Source organism: Flavobacterium sp. PL12 (assembly GCF_039123485.1).
In the GTDB taxonomy this organism is placed as follows: Bacteria; Bacteroidota; Bacteroidia; order Flavobacteriales; family Flavobacteriaceae; genus Flavobacterium; species Flavobacterium weaverense.
This window is the reverse complement of sequence record NZ_JBANDI010000009.1, coordinates 101,483-116,190: the sequence shown is the minus strand read 5'-3', so window position 1 is coordinate 116,190 and position 14,708 is coordinate 101,483. Positions and strand designations below refer to the sequence as shown.

The following is a 14,708-nucleotide window of genomic DNA, read 5'->3' as shown; positions in this document are numbered from 1 at the left end:
GCTTCTGATCTAAAGTCCATTTCTTGTATTTCATGTTTCAAATATATAAGTTTGAAATTTAAAATAACACTCCGAACTTATCGGGGGCTAAAATAAACCCAACAGAAAGTTAAAATTAAACCTATTAAATAAATTACTGCTTACCTTTGGCTTATGATTAAAAAGTTGCACATATATTTTGTAATTCTAACTCTTGGCTTATTCTTAGTGCCGAGTTTGACTTATGCGTGTGGAACTCAGTCAGAAAAAGAATGTTGTAAAATGGAAACAACTTCAAAACAAGAGCATAAAGGATGTTCTGAAGAAAGTCATGCTGCAGATCAAAATAGTGGTTGCGACGGTCAATGCGGACATTCGAATTGTACAACAACTTCTATACAAGTAAGCTTAGCTTTGTTTAGCCAAAATGAATTTGCGTACACGTTCTTTAATTTTCCTAATGAAAAACAAAAGTTTTACAGTTCTAAAACTTTCGTATCATCTGGATATACTACATTATGGCTTATTCCTAAAATAGGCTAATTTTATTTCTTGACAGTCATACTTATGGCTATTTCACTGCATTTGCAATACATTACATTCAATTTTGAGATTAATAAGGAACGTATTTATGCTCTTATTGTCTCATGATTGTTCACAAATCAAAATTTTAATTAAATCACTTTCAAAAGAAAATTTTCTTTTGACACAAATCCCTACACTATGAAATATTCAATTTCAAATGTAATGGTTGCAGCAACGATGTTGTTAACCTTTACAATCTCCAGCGCACAAATAAAAAATTCAGTAACTGAAAACGTAAAGATTTATGGTAACTGTGGCATGTGTGAAAAAACAATAGAAAAAGCAGGTAATCTAAAAAACGTTGCTACTGTTGATTGGAATAAAGATAGCAAAATGGCTTCTATAACGTATGATGCTAAAAAAACAAATCAAGACGAAGTTTTAAAGCGCATTGCTTTAGCAGGATATGATAGCGATAGTTTTCTTGCGCCAGACAATGTTTATAATGAATTACCAGGTTGTTGTCAATATGAGAGAGATAGTAAAATTGCAGTAAAAGGACCTGCAACTACTATGAATCATGAAAATCACTCAAATAATATGGAAATGAAAAATACAACAATGAAAGAAGAGAACCAACTTTCAGTAGTTTTTGATAACTATTTTGCTGTAAAGGATGCGTTAGTACATACAGACGGATCAATGGCTGCTGCAAAATCTAAAACGTTACTCACTAATTTAGAAGCGGTACAAATGGATAAATTAGAAATGGATGTGCACATGGTGTGGATGAAAGTTTTTACCAATTTAAAAGAAGATGCGAAACATATTGCTGACACTAAAGATACTGCACACCAAAGAGAACGTTTCATCAACTTGTCAAAAAACATGTATGAATTAATCAAGGTTTCAAAAACAGAAAACCCAGTTTACTACCAGTTTTGTCCAATGGCAAACAAAGGAAAAGGTGCTAACTGGTTGAGCAAAGAAAATGCAGTTAAGAATCCATATTACGGTTCGATGATGATGACTTGCGGTAAAACGGTAGAAACAATTAAATAAACAGGGCAAAGTCCATTTGTGAAATTTGGGCTTTGTTTTTTATTAAAAAAAAATTATAATGGATATTAGGACAAAACTAATCGTCTTTTTATTAGTAGCTTTTAGTTTTACTTCATTTGCTCAGGTAAAAATTGGAGACGCAATTCCATCAATTGAATTGCAAAGCAGCAAAGATGTAACAATTAACATAAATGAATTTAAAGTTAGGTATGTATTAATTGATTTTTGGGCTTCCTGGTGCGGACCATGCAGAGTGGGGAATAAAAAGCTAGTGCAAATGCATAAAGATTTAGATTCAAATAAAATAGAAATTATTGGAATTTCAATTGATACAGACGCTACTAAATGGAAAAAAGCGATTGAAAAAGACAAGATAAATTTTTTGCAATTAATTGATCCAAAAGGATTTGATGCTAACGCAGCAGTAACTTTTGGAGTAGAAGAGTTGCCTTCAAAATTCCTATTTGATAGCGAAGGAATATTAATAATGAAAAACCCAACAGATCAAGAAATAATAAATTTAATAAATAAATAAAATGAAAATAGTAAATATAAAATACAGCGCTCTAATAGTTTTAATGGTGATGTTTTCGGCGGTAAGTAATGCACAAATTTCAAAAGCAGAGATTGTAGCAACGGGATTAACGTGCTCTATGTGCTCTAATGCAATAAACAAACAATTAAAATCAATGCCAGAAGTTAAGAATGTTGAAATCGACTTGAATTCAAACACTTTCATTGTTTCGTTAGCAGATAATAATTCACTATCACCTTCGATCTTCAAAGAAAAAGTGGAAAAAGCAGGTTTTTTCATTGGCTCTTTAATTGTCACAGTTGATGCTGAAACTTTAAAGAAAAACTCTTTCGTTGTTGTAGACGGTAAAGAAAGCAAGAACAAGGAAGTTCAAATACAAGTTTTAGATAAAGGTTACGTAACTGATAAAGAGTTTAAAAAACTATCTAAGTCTTACAAGAATAGCACAACGTATGCTATGAACAATGAAAAAGATTTCCATATTAAAATTGTAAAATAATGAAGAAGTTTCTAGTACTAGTTGTCCTATTCATTTTCCAAAAAGGGACGAGTCAGGAATTATTTTTGATGACAGATCCAGCAAGTAATATTCCTGCTAACTCGTTAGGTGTAAATGTGCTGCAATCTTTTTTAAAAAAAGAAGGTACTTCAGCATACAATTATTATCTCATGCCGGAGGTAAGCTATGGAGTTAATAAGAATCTAATGGTAAGAGCGTCAGCGTTTGCAAGCAATGCTGATAATAATTTTGTAGCAGAAGGAGGGAGCGTTTATGCTAAGTATCGCTTCTATTCTGAGGATGATATCAATAGTCATTTCCGAATGGCTGCTTTTGGTCGCTATAGTTTTAACAACTCTACAGTAAATCAAGAGCAAATTGAGATTATGGGTAACAATACCGGTTTTGAAACTGGTATTGTTGCCACAAAATTGATTAAAAAAGTAGCGATCAGTTCATCGGTAAGTTTTGAGAAGGCATTCGATAATACTTCAAACCATAGATTTCCAGCTAATTTTGGAAGTACTGCGACGAACTATACCTTGTCTTTTGGTAAATTAATGTATCCAAAAAAATATACCAGTTTGAAACAAACGAATATTAATTTAATGTTAGAATTTGTTGGTCAAACTATAAATGAAAATGGTAAATCCTATTTAGATGCAGTACCAGTTATTCAATTTATTTTTAATAGTCAAGCCCGTTTGGATTTAGGATATAGAAAAGAATTAATTAATTCTATGACGCGTTCCTCTTCAGATGGAATTTACTTTAATTTATACTATACTTTTTTCAATTTGAAAAATTAGCACGTGAATTATGAAATAATTTTTATAAAATATATAATATTTTTTGCTAAATATAAACGTCTTTAGCATCTACTTAAAACTCTACAAAATGAAAATATTAAATTTTAGTTTACTACTAGGTTTGTTTTTAATCATAACTTCTTGTAAACAGCAAACTATCGAAGACAATAGTAATAAAGAATCACACATGATGAATGATTCAACAATGATGAACAATGATTCAACGATGATTCACAATAGTGATAAAAAGATGGATACTAATATATCATATTCTTGTCCAATGCATCCAGAAGTTATTGGAAGTAAAGGCGATAAATGTCCTAAATGTGGAATGGATTTGGAGCAAATTTCCACAAAAGATTTACAATAGAAATAATGATTTCAATATCATTTTTCAAAGTTGATTTATTCGAATAGATCAATCAATATTTAACTTAAAGACTATAGTAAGATGGAAAATTTAGAGAAACACAAAAAGCAAAACATGTATACAAAATTCATTTCAATGTTAGGACTCTCCTTTCTTGCAATGTATGTTACGATGTATTTAAATACGTACTCAGTAGACCATGTATACTTTAGTCTGACACGATTTTACATGACTTGCTTAGGAATTTCAGCCATGTCATTAATAATGTTATTTTTTATGATGGGAATGTATCGCAACAAGAAAAAAAACATGCTGATAATATTAGGAAGCATTATTTTATTTAGTTCTGCTTTGTTTCTTGTTCGCGTTCAAAAACCAATCGTTGGCGATACGCTTTGGATGAGAGCAATGATTCCACATCATTCAATCGCAATTTTGACAAGTGAAAGAGCAGATATTAAAGATCCAGAAGTTAAAAAATTAGCAGATGATATCATCGCTGCACAAAAAAAAGAAATTGAACAAATGAAACTAATGATTAAAAGATTAGAAAATGAAAAATAATACTATAATCGCTGTTGTTTTTGTACTCTTTATTTCAAATATGCTTTTGGCTCAAAAAGTCGTCCATTATGATCTTTATGTAAAAGATACTTTAGTGAATTTTTCTGGAAAAGAAAAAAGAGCAATTGCGGTAAATGGACAGATTCCAATGCCAACGCTAACTTTTACAGAAGGCGATATTGCTGAAATTGTAGTTCATAACCAATTGAAAGAAAGTACTTCATTACACTGGCACGGATTATATTTGCCAAACAAAGAAGATGGTGTTCCGTACTTAACACAAATGCCAATTGAACCTGGTGAAACTTTTACGTATCGTTTTCCAATTGTGCAAAATGGTACACACTGGTATCACAGTCATAGTGGAATGCAAGAACAAATAGGAATGTACGGTTCGTTAATTTTAAAGAAAAAAGCCGACGATAAAACGTTCAGAAAAGGAATTGATGACTTACCACAAGTTCCTGTAATTTTGAGTGAATGGACGGATTTAAATCCTAAAAACGTACATCGATTGTTACACAATGCTTCCGATTATTTTGCGATTAAAAAAGGAACTACTCAGAGTTACGCAGAAGCAATAAAAGCAGGACATTTTAAAACGAAACTAACTAACGAGTGGAAACGCATGTTAGCCATGGATGTGAGTGATGTTTATTATGACAAATTCTTAATAAATGGTCAAAACGAAAGTCAGCTAACGCAATTTAAAGGCGGAGACAAAGTAAGATTACGAATTTCCAATGGTGGTGCATCATCCTATTTTTGGTTGAATTATGCTGGCGGGAAAATGACAGTAGTGGCTAACGACGGTAATGATGTAGATCCGGTTGAAGTAGATCGATTGATTATTGGAGTTTCAGAGACCTACGATGTTGTGGTTACCATTCCTGCGGATGACACGTCGTACGAGTTTGTAGCTACTCCAGAAGATAGGACTAAATCAACTTCTATTTATATTGGTAAAGGGATCAAACAATTAGTTAGTCCGATGCCGAAATTGAAATATTTTGAAGGCATGAAAATGATGAACGACATGATGAACATGGATGGTTCAATGAATGATATGGGAATGGATATGTCGTTGCAAAAAATGGATATGAATACAGTTATGTATCCAGAAATTTCAGGAGTTACTAAAAAGCCGAAAGCTGGAGGTAGCGATCCGATGAAAATGGACGGAAATATGGATCATTCAAAATCATCTGCTAAATCTTCAAATGAAGCTAAACAGGAAAGTGGAATGAAAATGGATGGAAATATGGATCATTCAAAATCATCTGCTAAATCTTCAAATGAAGCAAAACAAGAGAGCGGAATGAAAATGGATGGAAATATGGATCATTCAAAACACAATATGAGTGCGATGAATTCTGATATTGTAACGCTGAATTATTCAATGTTAAAATCACCAACTAAAACTTCTCTTGATAAAAATGCTCCTGTGCGCGAAATTAGGTTTGAACTTACTGGAAACATGAATCGTTATGTGTGGAGCATGGATAATAAAGTTTTATCTGAGGTGGATAAAATTTTAATTAAAAAAGGGGAGATCGTTCGTATTACTTTATACAATAATTCAATGATGCGTCATCCTATGCATTTGCACGGACATGATTTTAGAGTTATAAATGGTCAAGGAGAATATTCCCCTTTGAAAAATGTATTGGATATTATGCCAATGGAAACAGACGTCATTGAATTTGCTGCAAATGCAGATGGTGATTGGTTCTTCCATTGTCACATTTTATATCACATGATGTCTGGAATGAATCGCGTTTTTAGTTATGAAAATTCAGAACCAAATCCATATCTACCAAATAAAGCTGCAGCCTATAAAAAATTGCAAGCTGAGAGTAATGAAACTCATTTCATGGCTCAAAATGATTTTGCTACCAATGGAAACGACGGAATGGCAATGATACAAAATACGCGCTGGAGTTTCGGAACAGAATGGCGTTTAGGATATAATAAAATGCATGGTTATGAAGTAGAAACTCATGTGGGACGATACATTGGAAAGAATCAATGGTTTATGCCATTTGTTGGATTTGATTATCGCTATCGAAAAATGGGAATGGACCAGCAAGAAACTAATTTATTCAATCAATCCAATACTAAGGACAATCGCAGTTTAGTTAGCTTAGGGTTTGATTACACTTTACCAATGCTGGTTATTTTTCAAGCAGAAGTATATCACAATGGAGATGTTCGTTTCCAATTAATGAGAGAGGATATTCCAGTTTCAAAAAGATTACGAGCTGGTTTTATGATTAATACAGACAAAGAATATATGGCTGATTTACGATACATCATAAACAAAAACATGGGTATTAGAACGCATTACGACAGCGATATGGGATTTGGAGTAGGGTTGTCGGTAAACTACTAAAGTAAGAATAGATATTTAATAGATTTCTTTTAGAATTAAAATTAAAACCGTTATTAAACTTGGAAGAGTTTAGTAACGGTTTTTTTATTCGAAAGATTATATAAAAATCTCATCTAATTCTAAAACACGAAAATTGACTTTTACTTTATCTTTAAAATATTAAACTTAAACGTATTATGAAAGATAAAGAAACTACCAAAGAGATAAAACATGTAGGTGATGAAGCCATGTCGATTCATAAGCGAAAGAGAGGTAAAGGCTATCAATATTTTGATGAAGAAGGAAATAAAATCACCGATACCGTATTATTAAGTAGATTTCGCCGACTAATAATTCCGCCAATGTGGAGCGATGTTTATATATGCAAATGGGATGATGGACACATTCAAGCCATTGGTAGAGATGCAAAAGGCAGGAAGCAGTACATTTATCACTCTACATTTGAAAAAGCGAAACAAGAAGAGAAATTTGCAAAGATGAAAAGCTTTGGAAAAGCATTGAGTAAATTTCGACAAAAAATATTAGAAGATATTGCCACTAAAGAATGGAGTAAGGATAAAATTCTAGCGCTGATTGTTTTACTTTTAGACGAAACTGGAATCCGAATCGGTAATAAGCAATATGCCAATCAAAACGGAACTTTTGGACTTACAACATTACGCAGAAAGCACATCACTTTTGAAAAAAACCATGTAGTCTTTGAATACAAAGGAAAAAGTAATCAAATGCGGCATATTGAAGTCGATGACATGCAGTTAGCAAAATTGATAAAAAAGTCTTCTGAATTACCCGGTTACGAAATATTTAGATACAAGGACGATGATGGTAATTTCCAGGCGATAGATAGCGAAGATGTGAACGAGTATATTCGCACACACATGGGAAAAGGTTTTAGTAGTAAAGATTTTAGAACATGGGTCGCAAGCCGTTTAGCAGTTGAATTATATCCTCATGCGTTAGAAGCCATTGGTGATACTAAAAAAAGAAAATTCAGTAATACATTGATTCGAATGGTGGCTGATGAATTAGGAAATACACCTACAGTATGCAGATCATATTATGTACATCCTAACATCATGCAGAAAATTGAATCTAAAAGTCTACCCAGTAAATGGCATGAAGATGAGGGGATGAATCAGTTTGAACTCACTTCGTCAGAAAAAGAAGTGATGAAGCATATTTAATTAATGAACGGTTACTATTTCGTCATCTGACGAAATAGCAATCGTTTTTTTTATTTTCTTTCTACCTAAAATTAGAATTATTAAAGCTAAAATAGTCGTAACAGCCATTATAGCAACCATAGGAACTGTAGAATTATGTACAAAAACACCAACTAAGAACGATACAAAAGCACCTAATCCTAATTGTATGGCACCCATTAAAGCAGAAGCACTTCCAGCGTTTCTAGCAAAAGGAGCAAGGGTTAATCCAGCAGTATTAGGATTAGAAATTCCTAAACACGCAAGAAATAAAAACAACATCGTGATTGTTCCATATAAACCTAGTAGATCATTTACTGATAGAAGTAGAAATAACGATACAATAAACGTTTGCGAAATTAATGCACCAAAAATCATTTGCTCGCTATTAAACTTGCGTAACAGTAATGAATTCAATTGACTAGCACTTATAAAACTTAAAGACATAAAAGCAAAAATCCAACCGTAAGTCTTTGCATCTACTTTAAATATATCCATGAATAGGATAGGAGAGGCAGCGACATACGTAAATAAACCAGAGAAAGCAATTGCACCTGCAAAAGCATAAGTATAAAATTGAGGCTCTTTTAGAATACTAATAAAATTAGTAATAATTGGTTTTGGTTTTAACGAAATTGAAGTATCTGGTAGATAGGTGTTTGGTAAAATTAATTGCGCTGCAATCATAATAACTATTCCCATGCACATCAATATAAAAAATACAGTATGCCAACCATAATCTGCAGTTACATAACCACCAATTGTTGGCGCTAACATTGGCGAGAGCCCAACAACTAACATTAATAATGAGAATACTTTTGGAATATCTTTAACTGGAAATAAATCACGCACCATCGATACTGAAGCGACTGTTGCAGCACAACTACCCACAGCTTGAATGAATCGTAAACCAATAAAAGTATCAATATCAGTAACAAAAACGCAGCCTAAAGAAGCTAAAATATAAACTAATAGTCCAATAAATAAAGGTTTCTTTCTCCCAAAACGATCTAATAATGGTCCGTATAATAATTGTCCTGCAGATATACCAATGAAATAACTCGATAATGTCATAGACACATTAGCAACTGTCGTGTTTAAATCCTTTGCAATTCCAGAAAATCCTGGTAAATACATATCAATTGAAAATGGTCCTAATGCAGTTAACGAACCTAAAATTAGGATTAACTTAATATATCTCTTTCTGGACATCGCGGTATTATTGTTCAAAGCAGCTGTTTTAATTTTTTGCAAAGGTAAATTAATTAAATCGGTCATTGAAACTTAAAAGCCTTATAGAAAGTTAAAACTTATTCTTTCAGGAATTCTAATTTTTAATGATGAGCATAAAGCCTGAAATAAAAAGTAAACCTAGAATGAATTTCTTCAAAAATTCTTCATTCAATTTGAGATAAACCATCTTTCCCAAAACTAAAGCTAGAATAAAGAAGGGAAGAACGTATAAAGAGTTAATCAACTCACTTCTAGTTAATACTCCTTCAAAAGCTAATACAGAAATACGCATTATTGAAACAATTCCTAATATTCCAAACATCGTAGCGCGAAAAGCTTGTACCGTAGCGGTTTCGCTTTTAATAATTACTGCATACAATGGACCACCCGTTGAAAAAACTCCAGAAAAGAATCCACCAAAAAGTCCTAAAATAAATTGAACTTTAACTCCAAAACGTTTATTATTTTTATTTATTAAATTGTTTATAACAAAGAGCAAAATAAAGATTCCCAATGCTTTTTTTAAGATATTGGGTTCGCCAAATAATAAAACTATAGATCCTACTAAAACACCAATAAACGAAGTGATTGCTAGTTTTTTTAGTAATTCTTTGTCCATATTTTTCCATTCTTTATAGAAATAAATTGGCGAAGCAATCGAATAAAAAATAGATATATAACAAACTGCTTCAGCTAATGGCATTACAAAGAGTAAAAAAGGTAGAGCTACTAACGCACCAGCAAAGCCGCTAATAGTTTGAACAAAAAAACCAAAGAAAATCCCGATTATAAGTAATAATAACATTGTATCCATACTACAAAAGTAGTTCTACAGTTGATTTTATTAAAATTTAATCAATGGTTTTACTACCAATTTTCCGCTAAAAAAAAGTAATTTTGCACTAAATAAACATTAATAATGGTAGATACTATAGATTTAAAGATAATAGATAAATTGAAGCTAAATTCTAGAGCATCATTTGTTGAAATAGGCAAACAAATTGGTTTATCACCTTCCAGCGTTCGAGAACGCGTTCAAAAACTTGAAGATTCAGAAGTCATAAAGGGTTACAATATTCAGCTAGATAATAAGAAATTAGGTTTTGGTCTTGAAGTTTTTATTATGTTCAAATTGTATAGTGGAAAATTAATTCTTTTTTGTGATCACTTAAATGTATTTCCCGAAATAGCTGAAATACATAGAATTACTGGAACACACAATATTTTTATGAAAGTCATCTTAACTGATCAATTGCACCTACAGCAATTTATAGACAGACTTTTGGTTTATGGCGAGCCAACGACGCATTTAATATTATCAGATTTAAAGGACGAGTAGCTAACAAGAGTTGTAAGATGACAATATCATTATTTTAGGTCTACTTTCACTCTTTTTGGAGCTATATACAAATGAACTATAATTTATATTATGTAAAATAGAATTCATTAAAACCCTGCTGTACATATAGCAGTAACAAAAAAAAGCACCGTCTCTCGACGGTGCTTTGCCTATAAAAGTAACTCAGTTTATTTTATCATTACTGGAATATTCCATTTCTCCCAGCTAAGTGTCATTTTATTTTTTGCAATTGTGTATACCAACTTTTCTGTTGATGATTTTGCAACCTGTGGTTTAACTTTAACTCTCAGCTGATCTTCTTTTTCGTTGTACTTTCCAGATCCCCATTGTTTCGCTTCTTTGTTAAAGATGATGATACATTCTTTTGCGCTAGGAATAACAAAAAAGGAATACTTTCCAGCTGGTAGTTTTGATCCTTCTACCATAATGTCTTTAGTAGTTTCAAAAGTTGTAGCTTCATTTGCACCAGCGCGCCATACTTCATTAAAAGGAACTAATCCGCCCCAAATTTCCCTCGCTTTCACTGATGGACTACTAAAGTTGATAGTAATATCGGCACCGTTAATTTTTCCAGTTGCAACTTCTTTGCTACTAGCTGGTTTGGCTTGTGCGTTCATAAAATTTACAATAAGCAGTGCAATAAGTGAAAAATGTAATTTTCTGATTAACTTCATGATTTAAAATGTTTTAGTTTGATAAATAAAAGTAAATAATGTTGTTCCAAATACTTATAAATCTCAATTTTTTTAGGAAAAAATTAAGCATTGTACAATTAACCTATTTTGCTTGAGTTATGATAGTGATATAATTTTAATTTCGTTATTTTTACAAAAACATACCTTATTTACTTACACGATATGAATACTATTGCTGAACACATTGCTGATTTTTTAAAGGAATACGCTCCTTTTAATCATTTGACTTTTGAAGAATTATCTGAAATAGCCACTAGCATACGTGTTGTAAATCTTGAAAAACATAAAATATTATTTCAAGTCAATGATGTTTTGCATGATAGTTTTTACGTTGTTGCAAGTGGTATTATATCGTTATCAGTCATAGCTGATTCTGAAGAGACATTATTAAACAAATGTACCGAAGGAGAAATATTTGGAATACGTCCTTTTTTTGCCAAAAATAATTACATGATGACCGCTAAGGCGCGAGAAGAAAGCATCGTCTATGCAATTCCTATTGCTATTTTTCGTCCTTTCGTAGCCAATAATTCTGATGTTTTAAATTATTTATTAGAAAGCTTTGCAGTCAATACTCGCAACCCAAAAGATAAAGAAAACCTAATCGGTAAATTAATTTCTGATAATGTTTACTATTCTGGAGAAAAATCAGAAATGCAATATTTTCAATCTTTATCGTACAACACTTCGCCATTAAAAACCAATAGTTCTGCGATCGTTCAAGATGTTGCACAAATAATGACGGAAAGTTTGAAAAACAATATCGTAGTTTGCGATAACAACAATCCTATAGGAATTATTACCGATACGGACATGCGTTCTAAGATAGCAACTGGTCGCTATCCAATTACTACCACAGTTGATAAAATAATGTCGGCTCCAGTTATTACCGTTATGGAAAATGTCTCTTTGGCGGAAGCCCAATTATTGATGTTAAAATATAACGTAACGCACTTATGTGTTACTAAAGACGGTACTGATAAATCAAATATAAAAGGTATTATTAGCGAAAATGATTTAATAATTGCCCAAGCTAGTAATCCAGGTGTTTTAATCAAAGAAATTAAACGTTGTCAAGCTCCAAAAGAATTAAAGCAAATTAGAGATCGTTTAACCGATTTAATTCAGACTTCGATAACTAAAAATATTCCAGTTTCACACATTTTTAATATTGCTAGTGAAATCAATTTGGCTATCATCAAGCGTTCTGTAGAATTATCGATTTTAGACTTAGGCTCACCTCCTGCTCGCTTTGCATGGCTAAGTATAGGTAGTCAAGGTCGTAAAGAGCAACTACTATTAACCGATCAAGATAGTATTCTTATTTTCGAAGATGTTTCAGCCGATAAATACCGCGAAGTGAAAGATTACTTCCTGAAATTAGGTAAAAAAACAACGACGACTCTTGAAGAAATAGGTTATACCCTATGTCCTAATGGACACATGGGAAGCAATACGCAATGGTGTAAATCATTGACGGACTGGATTAAACAGTATGACAATTGGATGAATACTCCAGGTGAAAATAGTAACGAAATAAGTAGTATTTTCTTTGATTACGAAATCGCTTTTGGTGAACAAAAAATTGAAGATACAATAAGCGATGTCGTTTATAAGAATGCAAAAAATAATATTTTATTTTTTGACTTCCTAGGAAATGATGCCTTAAGAAAAAATTCTCCTCTTAGTTTTTTCAAAAACTTTAATGTCGAAGATGAAGGTCCAAATAAAAATAAATTTGATATAAAAACTCGAGCGATATTGCCATTAGTTGATGGTGCTCGTCTCTTTGCTTTAAATTTTGAAGTTAGAGGAATAAACAATACATATCAAAGATTCAAGCAGTTTGCGATCAATGATCCGCGACACGCAGAGATTTATTTGAATTGCGGAGAAGCATTTTTAACTTTGTCAAAATTTAGAACATTAGAAGGTTTGAAAAATGATAGTTCAGGCCAATTCATTAATCTCGATGAATTATCTAAACTTGATCGCGACAAACTAAAAAGTGCATTAGCACCAATGAGGGAATTAGAGGAACTAATTAAAAGTAAATTTAAACTAACTCAATTTTCATAACTATGTTAGACTGGTTAAAAAATATTAGCAAAGAACATCCAGAATTTTGGAAGAGCTACCTATCAAAATTTGATGAGAAATCATCTCGATACGTGGTATTGTCAACTGAAACTTCAGGTTTGAGCGCTATAAAAGATGTAATCTTATCAATAGGTGCCTTTGCTGTGGTTGATGACAGTATTAGAATTGGAGATAGTTTTGAGGCCGTTTTATTGCAATATAAATTTTTTCACGACAACGGAATTCTGAATGAATTTTTAGTAGAAAGTAAAATGAAAAAATTTCCGGAACCGGAAGCAATTCAAAACTTTATTGAATTCATAGGAAATGCAGTTTTAGTGGGACATCACGTAGATTTTGACGTAGAAATAATCAATACAGCCTTAGATCGTTTGGGTTGCGGAAGATTAAAAAATGAAGCACTCGATATCGATGTGATGCATAGGAAGTTGCATGATATAAATGACAGACAGTTTTCATTAGACGAACTTTGTAAAACTTACAATGTGCCTATAAGCGAAAGAAATTCTTCAGCAGAGGATGCTTACAAGACAGCTTTATTATTTTTGAAGTTGAAATCGAGATTGGGAATAAAATAGTACTTGCAAAAAATCAGTATTCAAACTTCAATGCGATTCCTTTCCAAAAACGGCCGTGATGCGTTATAGAAACCACTCTTTTAAATGATGAATTTTGGTTCTCTAAAAAAGGAATACCGTCTACCTTAATGATTTTATCTTCAATTTCGATAGGTTCTATTTTGTTAAAAAAATCCTGCTGACTAACTGCGATTGTGTAGACAAAATCTTCTGAAAATAGCGTTTTAGTAAAATATTCAAAACCTTTGCAAGAAACAGTTCCTATATTCTCAGATTCATAACTACATTCAAGCTTTAAAGGAATAAAGGCTCGAATACCAGTTTCTCTATTATAAATTTTATACGCGGCCTCTTTCCTACTCCATAAATTCCAAACCATTAACTCAGGATTTTGAGCGTTATTTATATGATGCTGTTCTTGCTGCGTGAATATTTTTTCAAGATATCCTTTTCGGCGCCAATTGCTTTGCTTTTTGGCTAAAGCCAAATCAACGATATCGTTTCCAATCATATTTGAAAAATTAAAATTCTAATTTTTCTCTGCTAATTTACTTGCAATAATTTCCATTGCTGCTTTAACATTTATCATTCGCTCCATAGCATCGTTGTCAATTTCGATATTATATTTCTCTTCAATATCAAGAATGACATCTACTAAATTAGCTGAATTTATTTTCAAATCACTTATGAAATCAGTGTCTTCTGTTAATGCATCAAACGCAGTTTGATCTTGAATATAAGGTTTTACAATTTCTTTTAATTGATCTATAACTTTTTGCTTATCCATTTTAATTTGCTGATTTTT

General features: G+C 32.0%; 17 protein-coding genes. 12 read left to right on the top strand and 5 right to left on the bottom strand.

What is annotated here, in order from left to right:
* The first annotated feature begins 261 nt into the window (after positions 1-261).
* The 9 genes from RCH19_RS06325 (at position 262) to RCH19_RS06285 (ending at position 7,919) form a co-directional block, all read left to right on the top strand.
* Positions 262-522 carry a hypothetical protein gene (locus tag RCH19_RS06325; RefSeq protein ID WP_343022507.1) on the top strand — a complete coding sequence of 87 codons (261 nt, stop codon included), beginning with the start codon at positions 262-264 and terminating at the stop codon, positions 520-522.
* Positions 523-702: 180 nt separating this feature from the next.
* Positions 703-1,566 (top strand): DUF3347 domain-containing protein, encoded by an 864-nt coding sequence (locus RCH19_RS06320; RefSeq protein WP_343022506.1) that lies wholly within the window; start codon positions 703-705, stop codon positions 1,564-1,566.
* Between the two features lie 58 nt (positions 1,567-1,624).
* A complete protein-coding gene (locus RCH19_RS06315) occupies positions 1,625-2,101 on the top strand; it encodes a TlpA disulfide reductase family protein (protein WP_343022505.1) in 477 nt (158 codons plus the stop codon).
* Position 2,102: 1 nt separating this feature from the next.
* Positions 2,103-2,600 carry a heavy metal-associated domain-containing protein gene (locus tag RCH19_RS06310; protein WP_343022504.1) on the top strand — a complete coding sequence of 166 codons (498 nt, stop codon included), beginning with the start codon at positions 2,103-2,105 and terminating at the stop codon, positions 2,598-2,600.
* Positions 2,600-3,409 carry a hypothetical protein gene (locus RCH19_RS06305; RefSeq protein ID WP_343022503.1) on the top strand — a complete coding sequence of 270 codons (810 nt, stop codon included), beginning with the start codon at positions 2,600-2,602 and terminating at the stop codon, positions 3,407-3,409. The genes RCH19_RS06310 and RCH19_RS06305 overlap by 1 nt, the downstream gene beginning before the upstream one ends.
* Before the next feature lie 88 nt (positions 3,410-3,497).
* Positions 3,498-3,779 carry a heavy metal-binding domain-containing protein gene (locus RCH19_RS06300; protein ID WP_248428833.1) on the top strand — a complete coding sequence of 94 codons (282 nt, stop codon included), beginning with the start codon at positions 3,498-3,500 and terminating at the stop codon, positions 3,777-3,779.
* A gap of 81 nt (positions 3,780-3,860) precedes the next feature.
* Complete coding sequence (locus tag RCH19_RS06295) at positions 3,861-4,343, top strand: DUF305 domain-containing protein (RefSeq protein WP_343022502.1); 483 nt, start codon at positions 3,861-3,863, stop codon at positions 4,341-4,343.
* On the top strand, positions 4,333-6,735 hold the full coding sequence (locus tag RCH19_RS06290; protein WP_343022501.1) for a multicopper oxidase domain-containing protein: 2,403 nt from the start codon (positions 4,333-4,335) through the stop codon (positions 6,733-6,735). The genes RCH19_RS06295 and RCH19_RS06290 overlap by 11 nt, the downstream gene beginning before the upstream one ends.
* Positions 6,736-6,911: 176 nt before the next feature.
* Positions 6,912-7,919: a DNA topoisomerase IB gene (locus RCH19_RS06285; RefSeq protein WP_343022500.1), complete on the top strand. Its 1,008-nt coding sequence runs from the start codon at positions 6,912-6,914 to the stop codon at positions 7,917-7,919.
* Here RCH19_RS06285 and RCH19_RS06280 read toward each other — a convergent pair whose 3' ends face one another.
* Together RCH19_RS06280 and RCH19_RS06275 are read right to left on the bottom strand one after the other, a co-directional pair.
* Complete coding sequence (locus RCH19_RS06280; protein ID WP_343022511.1) at positions 7,920-9,149, bottom strand: multidrug effflux MFS transporter; 1,230 nt, start codon at positions 9,147-9,149, stop codon at positions 7,920-7,922.
* Between the two features lie 115 nt (positions 9,150-9,264).
* On the bottom strand, positions 9,265-9,984 hold the full coding sequence (locus RCH19_RS06275; RefSeq protein WP_343022499.1) for a sulfite exporter TauE/SafE family protein: 720 nt from the start codon (positions 9,982-9,984) through the stop codon (positions 9,265-9,267).
* A 105-nt stretch (positions 9,985-10,089) separates the two neighbouring features.
* On the opposite strand from RCH19_RS06275, the gene RCH19_RS06270 reads away from it, so the two are divergent.
* Positions 10,090-10,509, top strand: coding sequence for an Lrp/AsnC family transcriptional regulator (locus RCH19_RS06270; protein ID WP_343022498.1), 420 nt, complete (start codon positions 10,090-10,092; stop codon positions 10,507-10,509).
* A gap of 188 nt (positions 10,510-10,697) precedes the next feature.
* On the opposite strand, the gene RCH19_RS06265 is transcribed toward RCH19_RS06270, so the two are convergent.
* Positions 10,698-11,204, bottom strand: coding sequence for a DUF2911 domain-containing protein (locus tag RCH19_RS06265; protein ID WP_343022497.1), 507 nt, complete (start codon positions 11,202-11,204; stop codon positions 10,698-10,700).
* A gap of 183 nt (positions 11,205-11,387) precedes the next feature.
* Between RCH19_RS06265 and RCH19_RS06260 the strand changes: the two genes are divergently transcribed.
* Both RCH19_RS06260 and RCH19_RS06255 read left to right on the top strand, forming a co-directional pair.
* Positions 11,388-13,304 (top strand): DUF294 nucleotidyltransferase-like domain-containing protein, encoded by a 1,917-nt coding sequence (locus RCH19_RS06260; protein WP_343022496.1) that lies wholly within the window; start codon positions 11,388-11,390, stop codon positions 13,302-13,304.
* Between the two features lie 2 nt (positions 13,305-13,306).
* Positions 13,307-13,903 carry a 3'-5' exonuclease gene (locus RCH19_RS06255; RefSeq protein WP_121925231.1) on the top strand — a complete coding sequence of 199 codons (597 nt, stop codon included), beginning with the start codon at positions 13,307-13,309 and terminating at the stop codon, positions 13,901-13,903.
* A gap of 13 nt (positions 13,904-13,916) precedes the next feature.
* On the opposite strand, the gene RCH19_RS06250 is transcribed toward RCH19_RS06255, so the two are convergent.
* The gene (locus tag RCH19_RS06250) at positions 13,917-14,414 is read right to left on the bottom strand and encodes a 4'-phosphopantetheinyl transferase superfamily protein (RefSeq protein ID WP_343022495.1); all 498 of its coding nucleotides are present in this window, start codon (positions 14,412-14,414) and stop codon (positions 13,917-13,919) included.
* 18 nt (positions 14,415-14,432) lie between these two features.
* Positions 14,433-14,690, bottom strand: coding sequence for a phosphopantetheine-binding protein (locus RCH19_RS06245; RefSeq protein WP_343022510.1), 258 nt, complete (start codon positions 14,688-14,690; stop codon positions 14,433-14,435).
* Positions 14,691-14,708: the final 18 nt, after the last annotated feature.

Excerpts from the sequence above, each read along its gene's own strand:
- RCH19_RS06325 (WP_343022507.1), top strand. The coding sequence starts at position 262 with ATGGAAACAACTTCAAAACAAGAGCATAAAGGATGTTCTGAAGAAAGT.
- RCH19_RS06320 (WP_343022506.1), top strand. The coding sequence starts at position 703 with ATGAAATATTCAATTTCAAATGTAATGGTTGCAGCAACGATGTTGTTA.
- RCH19_RS06315 (WP_343022505.1), top strand. The coding sequence starts at position 1,625 with ATGGATATTAGGACAAAACTAATCGTCTTTTTATTAGTAGCTTTTAGT.
- RCH19_RS06310 (WP_343022504.1), top strand. The coding sequence starts at position 2,103 with ATGAAAATAGTAAATATAAAATACAGCGCTCTAATAGTTTTAATGGTG.
- RCH19_RS06305 (WP_343022503.1), top strand. The coding sequence starts at position 2,600 with ATGAAGAAGTTTCTAGTACTAGTTGTCCTATTCATTTTCCAAAAAGGG.
- RCH19_RS06300 (WP_248428833.1), top strand. The coding sequence starts at position 3,498 with ATGAAAATATTAAATTTTAGTTTACTACTAGGTTTGTTTTTAATCATA.
- RCH19_RS06295 (WP_343022502.1), top strand. The coding sequence starts at position 3,861 with ATGGAAAATTTAGAGAAACACAAAAAGCAAAACATGTATACAAAATTC.
- RCH19_RS06290 (WP_343022501.1), top strand. The coding sequence starts at position 4,333 with ATGAAAAATAATACTATAATCGCTGTTGTTTTTGTACTCTTTATTTCA.
- RCH19_RS06285 (WP_343022500.1), top strand. The coding sequence starts at position 6,912 with ATGAAAGATAAAGAAACTACCAAAGAGATAAAACATGTAGGTGATGAA.
- RCH19_RS06280 (WP_343022511.1), bottom strand. The coding sequence starts at position 9,149 with ATGTCCAGAAAGAGATATATTAAGTTAATCCTAATTTTAGGTTCGTTA.
- RCH19_RS06275 (WP_343022499.1), bottom strand. The coding sequence starts at position 9,984 with ATGGATACAATGTTATTATTACTTATAATCGGGATTTTCTTTGGTTTT.
- RCH19_RS06270 (WP_343022498.1), top strand. The coding sequence starts at position 10,090 with ATGGTAGATACTATAGATTTAAAGATAATAGATAAATTGAAGCTAAAT.
- RCH19_RS06265 (WP_343022497.1), bottom strand. The coding sequence starts at position 11,204 with ATGAAGTTAATCAGAAAATTACATTTTTCACTTATTGCACTGCTTATT.
- RCH19_RS06260 (WP_343022496.1), top strand. The coding sequence starts at position 11,388 with ATGAATACTATTGCTGAACACATTGCTGATTTTTTAAAGGAATACGCT.
- RCH19_RS06255 (WP_121925231.1), top strand. The coding sequence starts at position 13,307 with ATGTTAGACTGGTTAAAAAATATTAGCAAAGAACATCCAGAATTTTGG.
- RCH19_RS06250 (WP_343022495.1), bottom strand. The coding sequence starts at position 14,414 with ATGATTGGAAACGATATCGTTGATTTGGCTTTAGCCAAAAAGCAAAGC.
- RCH19_RS06245 (WP_343022510.1), bottom strand. The coding sequence starts at position 14,690 with ATGGATAAGCAAAAAGTTATAGATCAATTAAAAGAAATTGTAAAACCT.